The sequence below is a fragment of the Nonomuraea sp. NPDC002799 genome (genome assembly GCF_053592075.1).
This window is the reverse complement of the sequence record NZ_JBSFVA010000001.1, coordinates 386,749-408,931: the sequence shown is the minus strand read 5'-3', so window position 1 is coordinate 408,931 and position 22,183 is coordinate 386,749. Positions and strand designations below refer to the sequence as shown.

Sequence of the window (22,183 nt, the reverse complement as noted above, 5' to 3'; positions counted from 1 at the left end):
GTCGGGCGTTCCTCCGGGGCGCGGAGTGCGGAAGGTCTCAGCCCCGTCTGACGGGCATTTCCAGAATGGTACGGAGTTGGTAGCGGTCGGCGCGGTAGGTGGAGACGCCCAACTCCGCGCAGACGCCGCCGGAGAAGGAGCGGCGCTGCAGCAGCAGCACGGCGCCGCCGCGCGGGAGCTTCAGCAGGTCGGCGTCGCTCGGGTCGGCGAGGCCGCTGTCGATGGTGAGCTCACCGGCGTCCATGACGAGGCCGTAGCGACTCTCCAACAGCTCATACAACGATTTTTCCGACAAATCGTACGAAGCCAGGTCCGGAGCAAGTTTGACCGGGATGTGCGCCCGCTCGATGGACAGCGGCTCCCCGTCGGCCGTCCGCAGCCGCTCGATGAAGTGCACCTCCTCGCCCGGCTGGATCCCCAGCTCCTTGGCCAGATGGGCACTGGCCCGCACGATCCGCCGGTCGAGGTCGCGCGAGCCCGGGATCAGGCCGCGGGCGCGCATGTCCTCGGTGAACGAGGTGAGCTGCAGCGCCAGCTCGATCTTGGGCCGGGCGACGAACGTCCCCTTGCCGGGAACGCGGTGCAGCCGGCCCTCGGAAACGAGATGGTCGACGGCCTGCCGCACGGTCATCCGGGACAGGCCGAAGCGCTGGCACAACTCGCGCTCCGACGGGATGGCCGCGCCGATGCTCAGCTCGTCGCTGTCGATGAGGTCCAGCAGGATCTCGCGGAGCTGGAAGTATTTGGGCACCGGGCTGTCCGGATCGATGTGCGCCACGGATCCTCCCCTCGAATCAACCTCGGACAATGGGCTATGGTTCGTACTGGTCTAGTCCGGACTAGACCACATGTCGCGAAAGACGGTCAAGTCCGACCCGCACTGAGTTGAAGGAAGAGCCCACGATGACCACGAAGATGCGCAGCGAGATCGCCGAGCAGCCGGCCGCGCTGCGGGCCACACTGGACTCTCTCCTCCCCAGGATCGATGACGTGCGGGCGGTGGGTGAGCAGGCTCGCCAGCTCCTTTTCATCGCGCGTGGCACCTCTGACAACGCAGCAGTGTACGGGCGTTACCTGGTCGAATCGCATGCCGGCCGCCTGTCCGCGCTGGCCGCGCCGTCGATCGCGACGACGTACAAGCGCCGGCTCGACCTGGACGGGGTGCTGGCCGTCGCGATCTCGCAGTCGGGGCGCACCGAGGAGATCGTCGAGACGCTGGCCTGGGCCAAGGACTGCGGGGCCAGGACCGTCGGCATCACGAACGGCGGGGAGCAGAGCCCGCTCGCGCAGGTCGCGGACGTGGCCCTGTGCACGGTGGCGGGCGAGGAGAAGGCCGTTCCCGCGACGAAGACGTACACGACGCAGCTCGCGGCGCTGGCCGTGCTCGCGCTCGGGCTCGGCGCGGACGTGGACGTGGATGAGCTGCGGCGGGTGCCCGACGCGGTGGAGAAGCTGATCGCCGAGCCCGGCGACCTCGACGCCGTGGTCGAAGGGCTGCTGGACAAGCCGGGCGTGGTCGTGTCCGGGCGCGGGCTGGCGTTCTCCACCGCCCTGGAGACGGCGCTGAAGCTCAAGGAGGCCTGCTACCTGCACGCCATGGGCTTGTCCTATGCCGACCTGCTGCACGGCCCCATCGCCGTGGTCGACGCCGACACCCCGGCGCTGCTCGTCGCCGCCGAGAACAGCCCCACGCTGGCCGGCACGGTCGCGCTGGCCGAGCGGGTGGTGGCGGCGGGCGCGGCGGCGTACACGGTCGGGGGCGGCGACGCGCTCGCGCGGGCGGGCACGGCCGCGCTGAACGGGCCCGACCTGCCCGAATGGGTGGCGCCCATGGGGCTGATCGTCCCCGGCCAGCTGCTCACCGAGGCGCTGGCCCGCCGGCTCGGCATCGACCCCGACGCGCCGCGCGGGTTGAACAAGGTCACGCAGACGGACTGATCTAGCCTGGTCGGAGTGCTCATCCTAGGGAGGACCGGATGGCGGCGGATGTGAATGCGATCATCGCCGGGCTGGGCGGTGCCGACAACATCATCGAGATCGAGCCCTGCATCACCCGCTTGCGCACGGAGGTGCACGACGCGGCCAAGGTCGATCACGCCATGCTCAAGGCGGCGGGCGCGCACGGCGTGATGGCCGCGGGCAACGTGGTCCAGGTCGTCGTCGGGCCGGAGGCGGACACGATCGCGAGCGATATCGAGGACATCATCGGCTGAGGGCGAGTCCATGACGACTGTTCTCGCCCCGGTCGAGGGGGCTGCTGTGGGGTTGGCCGCCGTGCCCGATCCGGTGTTCAGCGCGGGCATGGTGGGGCCGGGAACGGCGATCGATCCGCTGAGGGGGCCGGGAAGGGCCGTGGCCCCCATAGCGGGAAAAATCATGAAACTGCATCCGCATGCGTACGTCATCGTGGGGGACGACGGCAAGGGTGTGCTGGTGCACCTGGGCATCGACACCGTCCAGCTCAAGGGCGAGGGGTTCCGGCTCCTGGCGGCCGAGGGCGACCGGGTGAGCGCCGGGCAGCCGATCGTGGCCTGGGACCCGGCGGCGATCGAGGCGGGCGGGCGCTCGCCGGTCTGCCCGGTCGTCGCGCTGGACGCCGTCTCCGGGGCCGTGACCCGGGTCGTGGCCGGGGCGGTGCGGGTGGGGGACGCGCTCTTCCGGTGGGAGTAGCCGCCGTACCGGCCGGTCCGCCGGTGATCGAGGCGGCGGGGACACGAGACAATGGACACATGACCACCGATTTGACCGCGATCGGCCGGTTCCATGCAGATAGGTCCGGCTGGTCCGGACCGGCACAGAAGGAGTAGGTACATGGGCGAGCGCAAGGCCACCGTGGCAGCCGAGGTAGGGCTGCACGCCCGTCCCGCGGCGACGTTCGTGCAACGGGCCAAGAAGGCTTCGATGGACATCTCGGTGGAGAAGATCCGTGGCGGGGGACCGGTCAACGGCAAGAGCATCCTCGCGATCATGGGCCTCGACGTCCGTCAGGGCGAGGACATCGTGATCCGCGCCGACGGCGACGGCTCCGACGAGGTCCTCGACGAGCTGGCCAAGATCGCCAGTACGCCATGAACCTGCGGGGGGTAGGGGTCAGCCCGGGCATCGGGCACGGCCTCTCGTTCGTTCTGACCGTCTCTGTGCCCGAACCCCCCGAGGGCGCCACCTACACCGGTGCGGCGGAGCAGGAGAAGGAGCGCGCGATGGCCGCGCTCTCCCAGGTCGCGGGCGAGCTGGAGTCCCGCGGCAACCAGGCGGGCGGCGCGGCCGAGGGCATTCTGAAGGCCCAGGCGATGATGGCCGAGGACCCGGGCCTGGTCGTGAAGGTGAGATCGCTGATCGACCGTGGCCTGGCCGCCCCCAGGGCGGTCTTCGAAGCTTTCACGAGATATCGGAACATGCTGGCCGAGTCAGGCGGCTATCTCGGCGAGCGGGCGGCCGATCTCAACGACGTCAGGGACCGGGTGATCGCGCAGCTCAACGGGCAGGCGCTGCCGGGGCTGCAGGGAGCACCCGACGAGCCGTACGTGCTGATCGCCCGGGATCTCGCCCCCGCCGACACGGCGCTGCTGTCCAGGGACGTGGTCGTCGCGTTCGTCACCGAGGAGGGCGGGCCCACCAGCCATACGGCGATCATCGCCAGGGCGATGGGGGTGCCCGCCGTCGTGGCCTGCCCCGGCGCGACCGGCATCCCGTCGGGTGTCCCGGTGATGGTGGACGGCAGCTCCGGAGACGTACGCGTGGAGCCGGCCGCGTCCGACGTGGCCGAGGCGGTCGGCGCGGCCACGGCCAGGCAGGCCGCGCTCGCCACGGTGCAGGGTCCCGGCAGGACGGCCGACGGGCATCCGGTGCCGCTGCTCGCGAACGTGGGCAACCCCGCCGAGCTGCGGGCCGCCGTCAGCGCGGGCGCGGAGGGCGTCGGGCTCTACCGGACGGAGTTCCTCTTCCTCGACCGGGCCGAGCCGCCGTCGGCCGAAGAGCAGCGGCAGGCGTACCAGGCGGCGCTGGAGGCGTTCCCCGGCGGCCGGGTGGCCGTACGCACGCTGGACGGCGGCGCCGACAAACCGCTGGCGTTCCTGCCCGTGCCCGCCGAGCCCAACCCGGCGCTGGGCGAGCGCGGCCTGCGGCAGTACGCGAGATTCCCCCAGGTGCTGGAGGCGCAGCTCGACGCCCTGGGCGCGGTCGCGACCGGAGGACTCCAGGTGATGGCGCCGATGGTGGCCACGCCGCAGGAGGCCGCCTGGTTCGCGCGGATGTGCCGGGCGCACGGACTGCCCAGCGCGGGGGTGATGATCGAGATCCCGTCGGCCGCGCTGCGCGCCGCGCAGGTGCTCGCGGAGGTGGACTTCGTCTCGGTCGGCACCAACGACCTCGCCCAGTACGCCTTCGCCGCCGACCGCCAGCTCGGCGCGATGAGCGCGCTGCAGGATCCGTGGCAACCGGCCCTGCTCGACCTGGTCGCCATGGCGGCCGAGGCCGCGGCGGCGGCGGGCAAGCCGTGCGGGATCTGCGGGGAGGCGGCCGCCGATCCGGCGCTGGCCTGCGTGTTCACCGGGCTCGGCGCCTCGACGTTGTCGATGGGGCCCACCGCGCTGCCCGCCGTCCGCGCCGCGCTGGCCGCGCACACGCTGGAGCAGTGCCGGCTGGCGGCCGAGGCCGCGCGGGTGGAGGCGACGCCGGCCGAGGCGCGCGGCGCGGCCCGCGCGCACCTGCCGGAGCTCGGCACGCTCGGGTTGTAGGTTGGGCCGCAGTTGGCAAACGGTCCGGCCCGGACGGGTCGTCGGATGGATACCTTGGAAGGCATGTTTTCCAGCGCTCGACGGATCGGTACGGCAGGTCTCCTGGTGCTCGCCCTGGCGGCGTGCGGCAGCGGCGGCGGCTCGGCGGGCGCGACCCCTCCGACCGGAGGCAGGGCCGCGCCGCCCGCGCGCGCCACGCCGCAGAGCTCGCCCCAGGCACAGGAGAGCCCGGTCGAGCGCGTCCTGGCCGAGATGAGCGTCGAGGAGAAGGTCGGCCAGCTCTTCATGCCCGTCCTGTACGGCACGTCGGCCGACACGGTGTCGGGCGAGAACCAGGCCAGGTACGGCGCCCAGACCCCGGCCAAGGTGATCGCCAAATACCACCTGGGCGGCGTGATCCTCTTCCCGCAGAACGTCAAGAGCACCCCCCAGGTCGTCGGCCTCACCAACGGCATGCAGCGGGCGGCCGAGCAGGTGCCGCTGCTGATCGGCACCGACCAGGAGAACGGCCTGGTGTCCAGGATGTCGGCGCTCATGACGGACTTCCCCGGCGCGGCCGAGATCGGCGCGACGAAGGATCCCGACCTGTCGCGTGCCGTGGCCAAGGCGACCGGCGAGGAGTTGCGCGCGCTCGGCGTCAACCTCGACTTCGCCCCGGTCGCCGACGTGAACGTCAACCCGCGCAACCCCGTCATCGGCCGGCGGGCCTTCGGCGACGACCCGAAGCGGGTGGCCACGATGGTGGCGGCGGCGGTCAAGGGGTTCGAGGACGCCAAGGTGGCCGCCACCGCCAAGCACTTCCCGGGGCACGGTGACACCTCCGTCGACAGCCACACGGGGCTGCCGGTGATCAAGCACACCAGGGCTCAGTGGGAGCGCATCGACGCGCCGCCGTTCAAGGCCGCGATCGAGGCAGGGGTGGACGCCGTGATGAGCGCCCACCTCGTCTTCCCCAAGCTCGACCCCTCGGGCGACCCGGCCACGCTGTCCAAGCCGATCCTGACCGGTCTGCTCAGGGAGAAGCTCGGTTTCCAGGGCGTGATCTCCACCGACGCGCTCAACATGGCGGGCGTGCGCAAGAAGTACAACGACGGCGAGATCGCGGTACGCGCCCTGCTGGCCGGGGCCGACCTGCTGCTCATGCCGAACGACCTGCCCAAGGCCCACCAGGCGGTGCTGGCGGCGGTCAAGTCGGGGCGCGTCTCCAAGCAGCGGCTCGACCAGTCGGTCACCAGGCTGCTCACGCTCAAGCAGAGCAAGGGGCTGCTGACCGAGGCGCCCGTCGCCTCGGCGCAGGAGGCGGTGCGCGTGTTGCGCTCGGCGGAGCACCGCAAGCTGGCCGCCCGGGTCAGGCGCGCCGCCGACTAGTGCGGCCCGCGATGACGGGGACGTTGGTTATTCGCGAATATGTCGTGCAATAGCCACCTGGGTCGGTGCGAAAGTTATTTCTGGGACGCTCTACCCTAGAACGATGGTTACGGGTGTGCTCATCGACTGGGGTGGGGTGCTGACGTCGAGCCTCACCGACTCCATCGCGCGGTGGATCGCGGCGGACCGGATCGACGGCGAGCACTACCGCGAGGTGATGCGCGAGCTGATCGAGCACGCCTACAGCGGGCGGGACGGGGAGAACACGATCCACGCCCTGGAGCGGGGCGAGATCGACGGCCCGGCCTTCGAGCGCGACCTGGCCGCCCGGCTGCGGACCGTGGACGGGCTGCCGCCGGTGGCCGACGGGCTGCTGGAGCGCATGTTCTCGGGGTTCGAGCGGGTGGACGCAATGTACGACATGCTCCGCGACGTACGGACAAATGGGCTTAAAACGTGCTTGCTGTCTAACTCCTGGTCCCACACCTACCCCCGCGACGACTGGGACGACATCTTCGACGCGGTCGTGATCTCCGGCGAGGTCGGCATGCGCAAGCCCGAGGCGCGCATCTTCCACCACGCGCTCGACCGGATCGGCCTGGACGGCGGCGAGTGCGTGTTCATCGACGACATCGAGGCCAACATCCTGGCCGCCCGCGAGCTCGGCATCTCGGGCATCCACCACAAGGACGCGGACACGACCATCGGAGAACTCGAGTCTCTCCTCCGTCTCACGCTGCGGCGGGCATAGTTGAGGCCTTGCACGCTTTGAAAGGTTCGTCATGCGCGTCTATCTGCCCTGTACCCTCCCGGCTCTGGCCGGCGCGGTCGAGACCGGAGAGCTGGGCCCGGCTCCGTTGACCGGCTACGCGGTGACCCCCGCGCTGACCGAGTGGTATGCCTCGGGAGACACCGAGGAGCTTGAGTACGTCGCGCTCACCGAGGCGGCCCGCGCCTCGCTGCGCCTGCTGGCCACCGGCCGCGCCGACGGCGTCGAGGCCGCGCCCCGGCGCGTCGTGGTGGCCGCCGAGGTGCCGGACGGCGCGGTCTCCGCGGGCGTCGACCTGGCGGAACGCGCCCGGGTGCGCCTCACCGAGCCGATCCCGATGGCCAAGGTGGCCGCGGTGCACGTCGACGACGGCAGAGCGGTGGCCGACGTCGAGGCCGCCGTGGCCGCGGTGGCCGCCTCCGACGCGGGCGACGACGACGCGCGGTTCACCGTGGACGGGGCGGAGGCCCACGAGCTGCTGTGGTACGCGACCCAGGAGATCCCGGACCTGCTGCGCTCATAACAGTGACGTCACATGGATCACGGTTCCTTGACGTCGCGGAGCTCGATCTCGCTAAGGTCACGACGCATCGTTGTTCTCTGACTGAAGGAGTCGATTTCAGATGAAGCGTCGAGTTGCGATCACGGCGATCGGGGCGGTGGCAGTGGCCCTCTTGGCAGGTTCCCCCGCCCACGCGCAGACGTCGGGCAAGCGTTTCTACGACCACAAGGACCCCTACAAGGCCGGTTGCGGAAACTCGGCCAGTGTCGTCCGGCAGGGCGCCATCAAGAGCCGGATCGACGGCCAGGTCGGCACGATCAAGCTTTGGTGGTCCGGCAAGTGCAAGACCAACTGGATCGAGATCAAGACGGCCACGTCCGTGACCGGCAGCATCACGGTGCGCACGCAGGACGGCCGGGCGGACACCTTCAACTTCAAGGCCGGCAACGGCGGCCGGCACTGGGGGAACATGCTGGAGGCGAACAACATCTGCGCCTGGGGCAGCACGTACGTCCGCTGGAACGGCGGCCGGGGCGGCCAGTACGGCACCGGCTCCACCCCGAAGGCCTGTAGGTAAGTTCAGCGCGCGGGGTCGTGGCCGAGTGGCCGCGGCCCCTCGGTGTTCACGAACTCGTCACAGCCAACGACTAAGCTTGTTGCGACATGACAAAGCACATCATCTGGGATTGGAACGGCACGCTCTTCCACGACATCGATGCCGTGGTCGGGGCCACCAACGAGCTCTTCCGGCCGTACGCGCTACCTGAGATGACCGCCGACGGCTTTCGCGCGGTCTACACCCGGCCCATCTGGGTCGCCTATGAACGCATGCTCGGCCGCCCGCTCGCCGAGGGGGAGTGGGAGCTGCTGGACGACGGATTCCACGAGCACTACTTCCGGCTGAGCGACGCCTGCGGGCTGGCCGCCGACGCCGAGCACGTGCTCAGAAGCTGGACGGGCACCCAGTCGCTCTGCTCGATGGCGCCGCACGTGCACCTGGTGCCCAAGGTCGACTCGTTCGGCATCACCCGGCACTTCACCAGGATCGACGGGCTGCTCGGCGTCACCGGCGGTGAGAAGGCCACCCACATGACCGCGCACATCCAGGCCCTGAGCGTGGATCCCGGCGAGGTCCTGGTGATCGGCGACAGCGTGGACGACGGGCTCGCCGCGCAGCACGTCGGGGCCAGGGCGGTGCTCTACACCGGCGGCATGACCACGCGCGCCGAGCTGGAGGGCACCGGGCTGCCGGTCGTCGACACCCTGGCGGAGGCCCTCGCCTACGCCTGAGGTCTCTTACGGCCGCGTCTGAGGTCTGCTGCGGCCGGGACGACCATGCTTAAATCGCTCATGCGGGAGCTCCTAGCATGGCCCCGGCCCTACCCTTGCAGGGAACCCAGGAGGCTGCCATCAACCGCCTTGTGTTGTGGAACATCGACCTGACCCTGGTCGACGTCGCCATCGTGACCAGGGAAGCCTACGCCGAGGCCTTCCGCCACGTGACCGGGCGGCCGCTGGTCAAGCTCGTTCCGCCGCTGGGCCGGCCGGACTCCGAGATCGTCTTCGAGACGCTCGCGGTCAACGGCGTCGTGGCCGAGGACGCCCACCTGCCCAAGTTCCTGTCGGCGCTGGCCATGGCCTTCGCCGACCGGCGCGGGCGGCTGGCGAAGGAGGGGCGGATGATGCAGGGGGCCAAGGACGCGCTGAAGGCGGTGTCCAGGCTCGACGGCGTCGTCCAGACCGTGCTGACCGGCACGATCAAGGGCAACGCCGTGCACAAGCTCAAGGCGTTCGGGCTGGACAAGTTCATCGACTTCGAGCTGGGCGGATACGGCGAGGAGGTCTATCCCAAGGCGACGCTGCTGCAGGTCGCCCAGGGGCGGGCCAGGCAGCGGCTCGGCACGCCGTTCACCGTGGCCAACACCGTGCTGATCGGGGACTCCACGCGTGACGTGCAGGCCGCCAAGATCGGCGGGGCCATGATGATCGGGGTGGCCTCCGGGCGCTCGATGGCGGCCGAGCTGAGCGAGGCGGGGGCCGACCTGGTGCTGCCGGATCTGTCCAACGCCTCCGAGGTGGTGGCGGCGGTGGCCGCCCTCACCGCGCCGGCGAACCGCCGGGCCGGCTGACCCTCGCGCGGGTCAGCTCAGGGCGGTCGCGCGGGTCAGCTCAGGGCGGTGAGGAAGCGGGCCGCGACGGGTGCGGGATCAGCTCAGGGCGGTGAGGAAGCGGGCCGCGACGGGTGCGGCGACGGCGGAGCCCGCCCCGCCGCCTTCGACGATCACCGCGAACGCCACGTCGCCTTTGTACCCGATGAACCACGAGTGCGCGGGCGGCTCGTCACCCGAGCCGTACTCCGCCGTGCCGGTCTTGCCCGCCGTTCCCGCCGGGAAGTGCACGGCGTGCGCGGTGCCGTCCGTGACGACGGCGGGCATGAGCTCGCGCAGCGCGGCCACCACCCCCTTCTCCAGCGGACGCGGATTGTCCGGCTGCTGGCCCGGGATCAGCTCATCGCGGACGAGCCGGGGCGGGATCCACGCCCCTGAGGCGATGGCGGCGGCGACCGAGGCCATGTTGAGCGGGCTGGCCAGCACCCTGCCCTGCCCGATCGCGGCCGAGGCCAGGTCGGTGTCGTCCTTGGGGTCGGGGAACTCGGCGCGGACGGCCGGCACCCCCGGCGTGATCGCGGTGCCGAATCCGAAGCTCTTGGCGACCTCGGCCAGCCGGCCGCCGTTCAGCCGGGCCACGCTCATCTCCCCGAACGTGGTGTTGCACGAATGCGCGAACGCGTCCTGGAACGACAACGTGCCGAAGTCCTCGAAGCCCGCGTTGTGGAACGGGAAGCCGCCGATGTTCTTCTCGGCCGGGCAGGCGACCTTCCTGGCCGGCTCGACCCCGTCCGCGACCAGCGCGGAGGCCGTCACGACCTTGAAGGTCGAGCCCGGGGGATACTTGCCGAGCAGCGCCCGGTTGAACCCGCCCGGCTTGTTGACAACCGTCAGGATCTCCCCGGTCGAGGCCCGGAGCGCCACCAGCGAGGCCGGCTTCGACACCCCTTCCAGCGCCTGGGCGCCGGCGCGGTGCACCTTGAGGTCGATGGTGGTCTGCAGCGCGCGGTTCCCGTCCGGCTTCTCGATCGTCCGGATGACCTCGTCCCCCTGGTAGAGGTCGATCCTGGATCGGTCAGGGGCCGCGAAGCGCTGCGGGTAGGTCTCCTTGATGCCCGCCACGAGCTGCTGGACCGAGCCGGGCGCGTCCGGCGTGCCGACCGGGGTGCCGTCGGCGGCCAGCACCTGCGGCGGCTCGGCCTTCTCGGTGCTCACCCGCAGCGAGCGCCCCTGCTTGAGCAGCGGATGGATGGCGGCCGGCGTCCAGGCCACCTTCCAGGCGCCGCCGCGCTCGACGAGCTGGAGCTCGCCGTCGTAGGTCCAGTCGTGTACCCCGGTCAGCCTGGCGGAGAAGCTCACCTTGCCGTCCTTCGACGTGGACGCGAAGACCCCCGAAGGCCGCGGCCGGGTGAAGGAGGCGCCGGAGAGTTTGAGGTCGGTGCGGAAGCGGCGGTACCAGGTCTCGAAGCCGGCCGGCGGGTCCACCACGAGCGCGCGCATCGCCGGGTAGTCCTGATCGGTCCAGGCCGACAGGTAGGCGTCGGCGCTCTCCTCCGGCGAGCCCTGTGTGCGCAGCACCCACACGACCCCGCCCGCCGCGACGACCGGGACCAGGATCGCCGCCAGGATCCACGGCCAGCGTCGCCGGCGCCGTCTCGGTGGTTGCTCCGGCTGGAGGTGTGCGTACATCGTCCCCGTTTGTCGTGCCATAGCCCAGAGAACACCAGAGCAGGGGCAGTGGTGTCCAATATTGATATATCCGGTTTATGGATATAAATGTGGATATAGTTGCTGGTCATGGACCTTGTCCGGCATCTGCGCTACTTCACCGTAGTGGCAGAGGAACTCCACTTCGGCAACGCCGCGATCCGGCTCGGCATGGCGCAGCCGCCGCTCAGCCAGCGCATCAAGCGCCTGGAGGAGGAGCTCGGCGTGCGGCTGTTCGACCGTTCCGCCCGCCAGGTCCGGCTCACCGAGGCCGGCCGGCTGCTGCTGGGCGAGGCCCGCGAGATCATCGTCAGGGTGGACCGGCTGCACGAACTGGCCAGGCACGGCGCGGGCACGGTGCTCAAGGTCGGCGTCCCGCCCGATCTGGCCGCCGCCGTGATCGCCGCCCTGGTCGCCGGCTTCCGCGAGACCACCCCCGAGGTACGCCTCGCGCCCGCCGAGATCTGGACCGCCGACCAGGTGACGGCCCTGGCGGAGGGCGCCATCGACGTCGGCCTCGTCCGCCATCCGGTCACCGCCGCCGGGCTCCGGTTCGGCCAGGTCCTCGTGCAGGCGCAAGGGGTGCTGCTGGCGGAGGCCGACCCGCTGGCCCGCGTCGGCGAGGTGCACCTGGCCGACCTGGCGGGACGGGAGCTGCTGATGCCCCCGAAGGAGGGCGAGCCGGGCCTGCACGCCGAGACGTTGTCGGAGTGCCGCCGCCACGGTTACGTGCCCGCCCAGGTGCATCAGGGCGCCGGGCTGGGGCTGGTGCTGGCCGGGGCGGCGGTGGCGTTCGGGCCGAAGGCGACTCAGCCTGGGCTGACGTGGCGGCCGCTGCTAGGCTCGCCCATCGCGTGGCGGGTCTCCACTGCCTGGCGCGTGGCGACGGCCGAGGTGAGCGAGTTCTCGGCCGTGGCCGTACGAACCCTGAAGGAGAACGCCGGGATGACGGACGAGGGCGCCGTGCCCACGCGGCGGATCAGCCGCAGGCCGGGGATGCTGGCATGACCGAGCCCGACCTCGACGCGCTGTTCCGCCCGGCGGGCGTGACCGGCTGGCTGTACGCGGCCGACATCGACTCCGGGCGGGCGGTCGGCCACGGCGCCGACGAGCCGCTGCCGATCGCGTCGATGTGGAAGGTGCCGCTGCTGGTGGAGTTCTGCCGGCAGGCCGACGCCGGGCTGCTGGATCCGTCGAGCCGGGTCACCGTGACCGCCGCCGACCGGGTCGCGGGGCCGACCGGGATCTCGGGGATGCTCGACGACGTGACGATCTCGCTGCGCGACCTGGCGTACCTGATGATCGTGGTGAGCGACAACACCTCGGCCGACGTGCTGCTCCGGCAGGTCGGGAGGGACGCGGTCAACGCCATGCTGGGCACGTTCGGGCTCGCGGGCACGCGGGTGGCCTACGGCGCCGGGGCCGCCGACGACAGCATGGACGCCGACACCGGGCACGGGTGGCCGTACGTGGATCCCGAGGACATCTCCCGGCTGAGCGCGCTCGACCCCGCGCGCACCAACCGCGGCACCCCGCGCGAGATGGCCGCGCTGTTCGGGCTGATCTGGCGCGACGAGGCGGCCTCGGCGCAGTCGTGCGCCTGGATGCGCGCCGTGTTCAACATGCAGGTGTGGCCGCACCGGCTGGCCTCCGGCTTCCCGTACGACGACGTCGCCGTCAGCGGCAAGACCGGCACCCTGCCCACGCTGCGCAACGAGGCCGGCGTCGTCGAGTACCCCGACGGGGGACGCTACGCGGTGGCCGTCTTCACCCGTTCCTTCAGCACCGCGCTCAACCAGCCGCGCGCCGACGCGGTGATCGGCACGGCCGCGCGTATGGCGGTGGACCACCTACGGAGATGACAACTTATGGGGGAGGCCGGGTATGACATTCCCCTGATCTGGCGACAGGATGGGACACATGGTTGCTGAGGGCACGCTTCTCTGGGAGCCGGGCGAAGAAGTCGTCGCGGCGGCGCGGCTGACCCGCTACATGGAGTGGCTGGGCCGATCGGGGACCTACGAGGACCTGTGGCGATGGTCCGTCGACCACCCGGCGGAGTTCTGGGCGTCCATCTGGGAGCACTTCGACGTGATCGGCGAGCGGGGCGCGGGCCCCGTACTGGCCGGGACGATGCCCGGCGCCCGGTGGTTCGAGGGCGCGTCGATCAACTACGCCGAGAACGCGCTGCGCCGTACCGAGGGCACCGCCGTCGTGTTCGTCTCCGAGGACGGCGCCCGCCAGGAGCTGACCTGCGCGGAGCTGCGCGAGGAGGTCGCCCGCGTGCGGGCGGGCCTGGTCAGGCTCGGCGTCGGGCGCGGCGACCGGGTGGCCGGCTACCTGCCGAACATCCCGCAGGCGCTGATCGCCTTCCTCGCCACCGCCTCGCTGGGCGCGATCTGGTCGGCCGGCTCGCCGGACTTCGGGGTGCCGAGCATCGTCGACCGATTCCGGCAGATCGAGCCCAAGGTGCTGATCGCGGTGGACGGCTACCACTACAACGGCAAGAGCTACGACCGCACGGCCGCCGTCAACGAGATCGCCGCCGAGCTGCCCTCGCTGCGCGCCACCGTGTGGATCCCCTACCTGGCCGCCGCCGCGGAGGGCCGCGCGCCCCAGCAGGCCGAGCCCGCCCCTGTGCGCACCGGCGAGCTGCCGCACGGCGAGGTGATCGGCTGGGAGGGGCTGCGGGCCGAGGCGGCGCCGCTGACGTTCGAGCGGGTGCCGTTCGACCATCCGCTGTGGATCCTCTACTCCAGCGGCACGACCGGGCTGCCCAAGCCGATCGTGCACGGGCACGGCGGCGTGGTGCTGGAGCACCTGAAGTCGCTCGCCTTCCACCAGGACCTGGGGGAGGGCGACGTGTTCTTCTGGTACACCACCACGGGCTGGATGATGTGGAACTACCTCGTCGGCGCACTGCTGGCCGGGGCCACGCCGGTGTTGTACGACGGCTCGGCCGCCTACCCGTCGCCCGCCGTGTTGTGGCGGATCGCCGCCTCGGAGGAGGTGACCTACTTCGGGGTCGGGGCGCCGTACATCATGGCCTCGCTCAAGGCCGGCATCCACCCCGAGGGGCTGGAGCGGCTGCGCGGGATCGGCTCGACCGGCTCGCCGCTGCCGCCCGAGGGCTTCACCTGGGTGGCCGAGGAGCTGCCGGGGATCCCGATCGGGTCGTTCTCCGGCGGCACCGACGTGTGCACGGGCTTCGTCGGGGCCACCCTGCTCCATCCGATCAGGGCGGGCGTCATCCCGTGCCGGTCGCTGGGGGCGCGGGTGGAGTCGTTCGACCCGCTGGGCAAGGCGGTCGTCGGCGAGGTGGGCGAGCTGGTCCTGACCCAGCCGATGCCGTCGATGCCGGTGATGTTCTGGAACGACCCCGACGGCCGGCGATACTCCGACAGCTACTTCGACGTCTACCCGGGCGTGTGGCGGCACGGCGACTGGATCAAGATCAACGAGGACGGGAGCTGCGTCATCTACGGGCGCTCCGACTCGACACTCAACCGCGGCGGCGTCCGGATGGGCACCAGCGAGTTCTACCGGGTCGTGGATCGGTTCGACGAGATCGCCGACAGCCTGGTGATCGACACGGGCCGGCTCGGGCAGGAGGGCCGGCTGCTCCTGTACGTCACCCTCACCGAGGGTGTCACGCTCACCGAGCAGCTCGAACAAGCCCTGTGCGCCGCGCTGCGCCAGGAGTTGTCACCCCGGCACGTGCCCAACGAGATCCGCGCCGTCCCCGGGATCCCCCGCACCCTGTCAGGCAAGAAACTGGAGGTGCCGGTACGCAAGATCCTGCTCGGCACCCCCGTCGAGGAGGCCGCCAACCCCGACGCCATGGCCAACCCCGAGGTGCTGCGCCACTTCAGACCGTGATGACGATCTTGCCGCGGGTGTCCCCGGCCTCGGCCCGGCGGTGGATCGTGGCGAGCTCCGGCAGCGGATGCGTCTCGGCCACCTCGACGGCCAACTCGCCCTTGGCGACCAGGTCCGCGATCCTCGTGAGCTGCTCCCGGTCGTTGCGGGTCACGAAGTGCGTGCCGCCCGGGATGGGGGTGGCGACCGTGAACACCGTACGTGCGAGGCCGGCCAGGGCGGCGGCGCTCTCCTCGGGGACCGCGGCCAGGTTGAGCAGCACGTCCATCCCGCCCGGCAGCGGAGTGGTCGTGTAGTCGATCACCTCGTCCGCGCCGAGCCGCTTGACGGCCGCCGCGCTGCGCTCGCCGGCCGTGGCCGTGACGGTCGCGCCCGCGAGCCGGGCGAACTGAACGGCGAACATGCCGACCCCGCCGCCCGCGCCGTTGATCAGCACCCGCTGCCCACGGCTCACCCTGGCGTGCTCGAAGACCGCCTGCCAGGCGGTGAGCGCGGCCACCGGGATGGCGGCGGCGTCGGCGAGGGGAACGCCCGCGGGCGCCGGCGCCAGGACGGCGGCCGATGCCACCGCGTATTGGGCCGCGGCGCCGTCGATCTGGCCGAACACGCGGTCGCCCGGGGCGACCGCGGTCACGTCCGGACCTGTCTCGGTGACCGTGCCCGCGACGTCCCAGCCGAGCGTGTGCGGCAGGGTGATCGGGAGGATACCGCGCAGGAGGCCCCTGCGCAGGCCGATCTCCGAGGGGTTGAAGGACGTGGCCGCCACCTCGATCAGCACCTCTCCCGGGCCTGGGCGCGGGATCGGGATCCGGTCGTGCCTGATCACCGAGGCGTCGCCGTAGTCGTGAATCCTGGCTGCTTCCATCGTTCGCATGCGGCCCACCTTAGAAGGACTTCTGGAGACAGCCAATGCGTCAAACGCGCGTCTTTCATACGTGAACGTCTTTTCAAATAGACTTCCGCTATGCGTGAGTCACCATGCCGGTGGGGGCTCAGGGGCGTCCGCGTGGGACGACCAGGCCCGTCTCGTAGGCGGCGACGACCGCCTGCGTCCTGTCGCGCAGGCCCAGCTTGCCCAGCACCCGGCTCACGTGGGTCTTGACCGTCTCCTCCGTGACCGTCAGCCGGGCCGCGATCTCCGGGTTGGACAACCCCTCCGCGACCAGCCGCAACACCTGGGTCTCGCGCGGGGTCAGCGCCGACAGCGCCGCGACCGGAGCGCCCGCCCCGGGCCCCAGCCGGGCGAACTCCCCGATCAGCCGCCGGGTGACCGCCGGCGCGAGCAGCGCCTCGCCGGCCGCGATGACCCGGACGGCGTCGAACAGCCGCTCGGCGGTGACGTCCTTGAGCAGGAACCCGCTGGCTCCGGCGCGCAGCGCGTCGTAGACGTACTCGTCGAGGTCGAACGTGGTCAGGATGAGCACCCGGGGCCCGTCGGCGAGCAGCCGGGTGGCCTCGATGCCGCCCATGCCGGGCATGCGCACGTCCATGAGCACGACGTCGGGGGAGAGCTCGCGGCAGAGCCGCACGGCCTCGGCCCCGTCGGCCGCCGTGCCCGCGACCTCGAAGTCCGGCTGGGTGTCCAGCAGCTCGGCGAACCCGGTGCGGACCACCGGATGATCGTCGGCGATGACGATGCGGACCTTCGGGCTGCTCACTGGGTATCCCCGTCCTTACCCGGCAGGCGGGTCTCGACGAGGAAGCCCCCGCCGGTCACGGCGCCGGCGCGCAGCTCGCCACCCACGGCGGCGGCGCGCTCACGCATCCCCGCCAGCCCATGCCCGCCGGTGTTGGCTTCGTCGTCTTTCAGGCCAGGGCCGTTGTCGCGGATGAGCACGCGCAGGTCGTCGCCGGTGTAGTCGAGCTCCACGTCCACGGCGGCCCCGGGCGCGTGCCGCCGCGCGTTCGTGAGCGCCTCCTGGATGATCCGGTACGCCGCCAGCTCCACGCCCGGGTCGAGCTCCACCGGCGCGCCGCGCAGGATGAGCCGGGTGCTCGTCCCGGAGGCGGCGCGCGACTCGTCGAGCAGCTCGTTGAGCTCGTGCAGGCGCAGGCCGGGCTGGGGCCGCCAGGCCGCCTGCTCATCCCGGGCGTCCTCGCGCAGCACACCGAGCAGCCGCCGCATCTCGGTCAGCGCCGCGCGGGCGGTGTCGCCGATGGCCAGCAACCGCCGCGCGCCGGCCTCCGGCATCCCGGGCACGGCCAGCCGGGCCGTCTCCGCCTGCACGGCCACCATGGAGATGTGGTGGGCGACGACGTCGTGCAGCTCGCGGGCGATGCGCGCGCGCTCACCGCGGGCGGTGTGCTCCAGCAGGGTCTCGGCGATGACCTGCCGGGCGGCCGTCTCCACTTTCGCCCGCGTGCGGGCGCGGAGCAGGATGCCGGTCAGTGCCGCCGCCGGCGCCAGGCCGGCCAGGAGCAGCGTGAGCGCGTGCAGCCGCCCGCCGGGCCCGCCTGCCGCCGCCAGCACCGGGAACGGCACGGCGACCAGCACCGAGACCAGCCCGGCTGCCGCCTGCGAGCCGTGCCGTGCCAGCCGGTGGCCGACGACGAGCTGCGCGACCACGCCCGCCGCGGTCAGCGTGTGGAAGGCCGAGATCGACAACACGCTCGCGCCGGAGACGAGGAGCGCGGCCACGAGCGGCTGCGTCCACAGCAGCGGCAGCGGCAGCGTGGTGGCCAGGGCGAGCAGCGGGAGGACGGCGGTGAACGAGCGTCCGTCATCGATCACGGGCGGGCCGCCTCCGGGCATCGGCCCGCCCGCCGGCACGCGGACGGTCTCGTTGAGCCCGGGCATGCCCCCCGCCTGCGTGACCGACTCGGCCAGCGCGGCCAGCGCCAGCACCACACCGAGCACCACGGGCGCGTACGCGGCGGCGTAGGGGCCGGTCGCGATCCGGCGCCGCCACCGCGCGACGGGCCCGTGTCCGGCGAAGGGGCCCGCCGCGATCCGGCGCCGCCATCCGGCCCAGGTCTCTCGCGCTCGTTCCACGGAAGCCATTGTCACGGCCCTGGCGGAGTGCGGCATCCCTCGTGTGAGGGATACGGCGTAGCTGGCGCCAGTGACGGCGTGGATCGCTCGGCAGCGTGACGACCGGGCAGGGGTCCGCTGCCTAGTCTGCTCGGCGTGGAAGCAACCATCGAAGTCAGCGGGCTGCGCAAGCGGTTCGGGTCCGCCCAGGCACTGGACGGCATGACGTTCACCGTCCTTCCCGGGCAGGTGACCGGGTTCGTCGGGCCGAACGGGGCGGGCAAGTCCACCACGATGCGGGTGGTCCTCGGCCTGGACGCGGCCGACGAGGGCAGCGCGCTGGTCGGCGGGCGGCGCTACGTGAGCCTGCGCTCCCCGCTCAGCCAGGTCGGAGCGCTGCTGGACGCCGCCGCGCTGCAGCCGAGCCGGAGCGCGCGCAACCACTTGTTGTGGCTGGCGCACTCCCAGGGGCTGGGCGCCAGGCGGGTGGACGTGGTGCTCGGCCTGGTCGGGCTGGAGAGCGTGGCGCGGCGCCGGGCAGGGGGGTTCTCGCTGGGCATGCGTCAGCGGCTGGGCATCGCCGCGGCCCTGCTCGGCGATCCGCCGGTGCTCATGCTGGACGAGCCGTTCAACGGCCTCGACCCCGAGGGGATCGTGTGGATCAGGGGGTTCCTGCGGTCGCTGGCGGCGGAGGGGCGGGCCGTGCTGGTGTCCAGCCACCTGATGAGCGAGCTCCAGGACACCGCCGGCCATCTCGTGGTGGTGGGCAGGGGCCGGGTGGTGGCGGACACCAGCGTGGCCGCGCTGATCGCGTCCGCGTCCGACGGGCGGGTCACACTGCGGACGACGGCGCGGTCCGAGGCGATGTCGGCGCTCGCCCACGCCGGTGCGACCGTGGCCGCCACCGAGCGCGACACGCTCACCGTGTCCGGGCTGGCGGCCGAGCACGTCGTACGTCTCCTCGGCGCGCAGGGGGTGCCGTTCTCCGAGGTGTCCGCGCACCGCGCGACGCTGGAGGAGGCGTACCTGGAGCTCACCAGGGACGCGGTCGAATTCCGGGGGACGGCGCGATGACCACCGCGTACCGCTCCACGGTGACCGGCCGCGACGGCTTCGCGCGGCTGCTGCGCGCGGAGTGGACCAAACTGCGCACGGTCCGCGGCTGGACGGCCGGCCTGGTCGTCGCGGCGCTGCTCATCCCGCTGCTGGGGCTGCTCATGGCCACCGGCAGCAGCTCCACGTGCAGCAACGGGCCGGTCGAGGTGCCGTGCCCGGTCCCTCCGCTGGGCCCTGGCGGCCAGGCGGTGGAAGACGATTTCTTCTACATGCACCAGTCGTTGAACGGGGACGGCGGCATCACCGTGCGGCTGACCTCCATGACCGGCCAGATCCGCCTGCCCGACGCCACCCCCGGGGTCAGGAACGTCGCGGGCGGGCTCGTCCCGTGGGCCAAGGCCGGTGTCATGATCAAGGAGAGCACCAAGCAGGGGTCCGCGTACGCGGCGGTGATGATGACCGGCGCCCACGGCGTGCGCATGCAGCACGACTTCACCGAGGACGTGGCCGGGCGCCCCGGCGGCGTCTCGAAGGAGTCCCCGCGCTGGTTGCGGCTGACCAGGGCCGGCGACACGATCACCGGCGCGGAGTCGCCCGACGGCAAGCGGTGGACTACCGTGGGGACGGCCCGCCTGGAAGGGCTGCCGGCCCAGGTCCGCATCGGGATCTTCGCCGCCTCGCCGGGGGACGTGCGGGTCTCCAGGAACGCCGCCGGCGGCTCCATCTCGACCTCCCGCTTCGCCGAGGCCACCGCCATCATGGACCAGGTCGGCGTACGCGGCGTGGCCCCCGGCGGCACCTGGCGGCAGGACGACATAGGGGCCGCTCTTGAGGAGAACGGCGAGGTCCACCACCCTGGCCGGCTGACAGACTCCGCCGGCACGTACACCATCACCGGGGTCGGCGACATCGCGCCCGTCGCGACCCAGGGCAGGATCGAGCACACGCTGACCGGCGCGCTGACGGCCCTGGTCGTGGTGATGGTCGTGGCGGTCGTGTTCGTCACCGCGGAATATCGGAGAGGGCTGATCGGCACCACCCTGCTCGCCAGCCCGCGGCGCGGCCGGGTGCTGGCGGCCAAGGCCGTCGTGATCGGCGGCGCCATCTTCGCGGTCACCCTGGCCGTCATCGCCGTCACGGTCCCGGTCACCGCGAACATCATGTCCGGCAACGGCATCTTCATCCTGCCGGTCCCCGTCCTCACCGAGCTGCGCGTGATCGCCGGCACCGCGGCCCTGCTGGCCGTGACCGCCGTCTTCGCCCTGGCGCTCGGCGCGATCTTCCGGCGCAGCGCCATGGCGGTCATCGCGGCCGCCGCGGCGATCGTGGTGCCGTACGTGCTCGGGATCGCGTCCATCCTGCCCGAGGAGGTGTCGCGGTGGTTGTTGCGGCTGACCCCCGCCGCCGGCTTCGCGGTCCAGCAGAGCATTCCCGCGTACGAGCAGGTGCTGGAGCACTACGCGCCGGTGGCGGGCTACTTCCCGCTGGCGCCGTGGGCCGGGTTCGGGGTGACGTGCCTCTACGCCGCGCTCGCCCTCGGAGTGGCGATGCACCGGCTGCGCCGGAGGGACGCATGAGACGGGCGCTGCACGCTGAATGGACGAAGACGCGCACCGTGGCCGGGCCGGCCTGGCTGCTGGTCGCGGTGGTCGTGCTGACCGCAGGGCTGAGCGCCGTGGCGGACGTCGCCGTGACGTGCGCGTCCCCCGGCTGCGGGGAGGACGTCACCAGGCTGAGCCTGATGGGGGTCCAGCTCGGTCAGGCGGCGGTCGCGATGCTGGCCGTGGTGGCGGTCTGCGGGGAGTACAGCACGGGCATGATCCGCACCAGCCTCACCGCCATGCCGCGCCGGGTCACCGCGCTGGCCGCCAAGGCGGGCGTGGTCACCGGTCTGACGCTGGCCGCCGGGACCGTCGCCGTGCTGGGGTGCCTGCTGGCCGGGCGGTTGTTGTTGCCCGGCAGCGGTTTCGTTCACGCGCACGGCTACTCCCCGCTGTCGTTGGCGGACGGGCCGACGTTGCGCGCCGCCGCCGGGTCGGTGCTGTATCTCGGGCTGATCGCGCTGCTCAGCGTGGGGGTCGCGGCGGCCGTGCGGGATTCGGCGGCGGCGGCCGGGGCCGTGCTCGGGCTGCTCTACCTGCTTCCGCTCGCCGTCCGGCTGGTCTCCGATCCGGACGCGCAGGAGTTGTTGTGGAAGCTCGCGCCGACGAACGCGGGGCTGGCCGTCCAGGCCGGCACGGATCTGGCCGTCCTGCCGATCGGGCCGTGGGAGGGGCTCGGCGTGCTCGCGCTCTGGGCGGCGGCGGCCCTCCTGGGCGGCGGCCTGCTGCTACGGCGTCGCGACGCCTGACCCCGAGCGCGGAGGCGGGGGCCTCCGCGACCGGGGCTCAGGTGTCGCGACCTCCGCGACCGGGGCTCAGGTGTCGAGGCCGAGGAGGGGCAGGCACTTCGTGTGGTTGTGGAGCTGGATGCCGGGCCGCTCCGTCCAGTCCTCGCGGGCGAGGCGGAAGCGCCGGCTGACGACGGGCTTGCCCATGCGGTCGTACACGTTGATCCCGTCTTCCCGGTAGCCGAGCTTCCTCGTCACGGCGAGCGACGCGTGGTTGTCCTCGAACGCCTCCGTCGTCGCGAACCGCGCCCCCAGACCGGCGAAGGCGAGGTGCAGCACGGCCGCGCGCATCTCGGTGCCGATGCCCTGGCCCTGGAAACGCCGGGCCAGCCAGGAGCCCGTCGTGGCCTCCAGGGTGCCGGGGAAGCTCTTGGCCGAGATCTCCTGGGTGCCGGCGACCTGACCCTCGTGGACGACCACGAACGCGATCGCCCAGGCGTCCCGGCTGAATTCACTCCACAGCCGGAAGTGATACTGCACCGTCCGCCTGGCCCGCTCGGCCGGCTCCACGTCGGACCAGGGGACCAGGAAGGGCATGTAGCCCTCCTCGTGGATGCCGTCCGCCGCGCGGTCGCCCAGCTCGTCGAGGTCTTCGAGGGAGGGGAGGCGCAGCTCCAGGCGCGGTGTCGTGATGGAGAGCTCGAAGAGCGGCCAGTTACGCATGACACCGCATGCTCCCAGTCGCACGGGCCGGGCGC

General features: G+C 72.0%; 23 protein-coding genes. 17 read left to right on the top strand and 6 right to left on the bottom strand.

Annotation, left to right across the window (positions count from 1 at the left end; genetic code table 11):
- Positions 1–37: 37 nt before the first annotated feature.
- Entirely contained in the window at positions 38–778 is a 741-nt protein-coding gene (locus tag ACWD0F_RS01795; RefSeq protein WP_449871777.1) for a GntR family transcriptional regulator, read from the bottom strand.
- Positions 779–903: 125 nt separating this feature from the next.
- Between ACWD0F_RS01795 and ACWD0F_RS01790 the strand changes: the two genes are divergently transcribed.
- From ACWD0F_RS01790 to ACWD0F_RS01740, 11 genes are all read left to right on the top strand, one after another.
- Positions 904–1,938 (top strand): SIS domain-containing protein, encoded by a 1,035-nt coding sequence (locus tag ACWD0F_RS01790; protein ID WP_449871775.1) that lies wholly within the window; start codon positions 904–906, stop codon positions 1,936–1,938.
- Positions 1,939–1,976: 38 nt separating this feature from the next.
- Positions 1,977–2,213, top strand: coding sequence for a glucose PTS transporter subunit EIIB (locus tag ACWD0F_RS01785; RefSeq protein WP_449871773.1), 237 nt, complete (start codon positions 1,977–1,979; stop codon positions 2,211–2,213).
- Positions 2,214–2,223: 10 nt separating this feature from the next.
- Positions 2,224–2,670, top strand: a complete 447-nt coding sequence (locus ACWD0F_RS01780) for a PTS sugar transporter subunit IIA (protein ID WP_449871771.1) — start codon at positions 2,224–2,226, stop codon at positions 2,668–2,670.
- A 141-nt stretch (positions 2,671–2,811) separates the two neighbouring features.
- Positions 2,812–3,072, top strand: a complete 261-nt coding sequence (locus ACWD0F_RS01775) for an HPr family phosphocarrier protein (RefSeq protein ID WP_449871769.1) — start codon at positions 2,812–2,814, stop codon at positions 3,070–3,072.
- Positions 3,069–4,736, top strand: a complete 1,668-nt coding sequence (gene ptsP, locus ACWD0F_RS01770) for a phosphoenolpyruvate--protein phosphotransferase (protein ID WP_449871767.1) — start codon at positions 3,069–3,071, stop codon at positions 4,734–4,736. Before ACWD0F_RS01775 ends, ptsP begins: the two co-directional genes overlap by 4 nt.
- 63 nt (positions 4,737–4,799) lie before the next feature.
- The gene (gene nagZ / locus ACWD0F_RS01765) at positions 4,800–6,104 is read left to right on the top strand and encodes a beta-N-acetylhexosaminidase (protein ID WP_449871765.1); all 1,305 of its coding nucleotides are present in this window, start codon (positions 4,800–4,802) and stop codon (positions 6,102–6,104) included.
- A 103-nt stretch (positions 6,105–6,207) separates the two neighbouring features.
- Positions 6,208–6,855 (top strand): HAD family hydrolase, encoded by a 648-nt coding sequence (locus ACWD0F_RS01760; protein ID WP_449871763.1) that lies wholly within the window; start codon positions 6,208–6,210, stop codon positions 6,853–6,855.
- Between the two features lie 31 nt (positions 6,856–6,886).
- The gene (locus ACWD0F_RS01755; RefSeq protein WP_449871761.1) at positions 6,887–7,396 is read left to right on the top strand and encodes a DUF6912 family protein; all 510 of its coding nucleotides are present in this window, start codon (positions 6,887–6,889) and stop codon (positions 7,394–7,396) included.
- Between the two features lie 100 nt (positions 7,397–7,496).
- Entirely contained in the window at positions 7,497–7,952 is a 456-nt protein-coding gene (locus tag ACWD0F_RS01750) for a DUF2690 domain-containing protein (protein ID WP_449871759.1), read from the top strand.
- An 86-nt stretch (positions 7,953–8,038) separates the two neighbouring features.
- Complete coding sequence (locus tag ACWD0F_RS01745; protein ID WP_449871757.1) at positions 8,039–8,665, top strand: HAD family hydrolase; 627 nt, start codon at positions 8,039–8,041, stop codon at positions 8,663–8,665.
- Positions 8,666–8,742: 77 nt separating this feature from the next.
- Positions 8,743–9,504 (top strand): HAD family hydrolase, encoded by a 762-nt coding sequence (locus ACWD0F_RS01740; RefSeq protein WP_449871755.1) that lies wholly within the window; start codon positions 8,743–8,745, stop codon positions 9,502–9,504.
- A 78-nt stretch (positions 9,505–9,582) separates the two neighbouring features.
- Here ACWD0F_RS01740 and ACWD0F_RS01735 read toward each other — a convergent pair whose 3' ends face one another.
- Positions 9,583–11,193: a penicillin-binding transpeptidase domain-containing protein gene (locus tag ACWD0F_RS01735; protein WP_449871753.1), complete on the bottom strand. Its 1,611-nt coding sequence runs from the start codon at positions 11,191–11,193 to the stop codon at positions 9,583–9,585.
- A gap of 87 nt (positions 11,194–11,280) precedes the next feature.
- Between ACWD0F_RS01735 and ACWD0F_RS01730 the strand changes: the two genes are divergently transcribed.
- The 3 genes from ACWD0F_RS01730 to ACWD0F_RS01720 are packed head-to-tail and all read left to right on the top strand — an operon-like array spanning position 11,281 to position 15,069.
- Positions 11,281–12,198, top strand: coding sequence for a LysR family transcriptional regulator (locus tag ACWD0F_RS01730; RefSeq protein ID WP_449871751.1), 918 nt, complete (start codon positions 11,281–11,283; stop codon positions 12,196–12,198).
- Positions 12,195–13,052: a serine hydrolase gene (locus tag ACWD0F_RS01725; RefSeq protein ID WP_449871749.1), complete on the top strand. Its 858-nt coding sequence runs from the start codon at positions 12,195–12,197 to the stop codon at positions 13,050–13,052. The genes ACWD0F_RS01730 and ACWD0F_RS01725 overlap by 4 nt, the downstream gene beginning before the upstream one ends.
- Before the next feature lie 58 nt (positions 13,053–13,110).
- The gene (locus ACWD0F_RS01720) at positions 13,111–15,069 is read left to right on the top strand and encodes an acetoacetate--CoA ligase (RefSeq protein ID WP_449871747.1); all 1,959 of its coding nucleotides are present in this window, start codon (positions 13,111–13,113) and stop codon (positions 15,067–15,069) included.
- Here the strand turns inward: ACWD0F_RS01720 and ACWD0F_RS01715 are convergent.
- From ACWD0F_RS01715 to ACWD0F_RS01705, 3 genes are all read right to left on the bottom strand, one after another.
- The gene (locus ACWD0F_RS01715) at positions 15,059–15,943 is read right to left on the bottom strand and encodes an NADP-dependent oxidoreductase (RefSeq protein ID WP_449871745.1); all 885 of its coding nucleotides are present in this window, start codon (positions 15,941–15,943) and stop codon (positions 15,059–15,061) included. The genes ACWD0F_RS01720 and ACWD0F_RS01715 overlap by 11 nt on opposite strands.
- Positions 15,944–16,061: 118 nt before the next feature.
- Positions 16,062–16,727 (bottom strand): response regulator, encoded by a 666-nt coding sequence (locus ACWD0F_RS01710; protein WP_449871743.1) that lies wholly within the window; start codon positions 16,725–16,727, stop codon positions 16,062–16,064.
- Positions 16,724–18,061 (bottom strand): sensor histidine kinase, encoded by a 1,338-nt coding sequence (locus tag ACWD0F_RS01705; RefSeq protein ID WP_449871741.1) that lies wholly within the window; start codon positions 18,059–18,061, stop codon positions 16,724–16,726. Before ACWD0F_RS01705 ends, ACWD0F_RS01710 begins: the two co-directional genes overlap by 4 nt.
- A 135-nt stretch (positions 18,062–18,196) precedes the next feature.
- Here ACWD0F_RS01705 and ACWD0F_RS01700 point away from each other — a divergent pair, with 135 nt between their 5' ends.
- Genes ACWD0F_RS01700 through ACWD0F_RS01690 form a run of 3 tightly spaced genes read left to right on the top strand, consistent with a single transcriptional unit; the run spans position 18,197 to position 21,446 of the window.
- Complete coding sequence (locus tag ACWD0F_RS01700; RefSeq protein ID WP_449871739.1) at positions 18,197–19,114, top strand: ATP-binding cassette domain-containing protein; 918 nt, start codon at positions 18,197–18,199, stop codon at positions 19,112–19,114.
- A complete protein-coding gene (locus ACWD0F_RS01695; protein ID WP_449871737.1) occupies positions 19,111–20,673 on the top strand; it encodes a hypothetical protein in 1,563 nt (520 codons plus the stop codon). Before ACWD0F_RS01700 ends, ACWD0F_RS01695 begins: the two co-directional genes overlap by 4 nt.
- The gene (locus tag ACWD0F_RS01690) at positions 20,670–21,446 is read left to right on the top strand and encodes an ABC transporter permease (protein WP_449871735.1); all 777 of its coding nucleotides are present in this window, start codon (positions 20,670–20,672) and stop codon (positions 21,444–21,446) included. Before ACWD0F_RS01695 ends, ACWD0F_RS01690 begins: the two co-directional genes overlap by 4 nt.
- A gap of 66 nt (positions 21,447–21,512) precedes the next feature.
- On the opposite strand, the gene ACWD0F_RS01685 is transcribed toward ACWD0F_RS01690, so the two are convergent.
- Positions 21,513–22,148 carry a GNAT family N-acetyltransferase gene (locus ACWD0F_RS01685; RefSeq protein WP_449871733.1) on the bottom strand — a complete coding sequence of 212 codons (636 nt, stop codon included), beginning with the start codon at positions 22,146–22,148 and terminating at the stop codon, positions 21,513–21,515.
- Positions 22,149–22,183 lie beyond the last annotated feature (35 nt).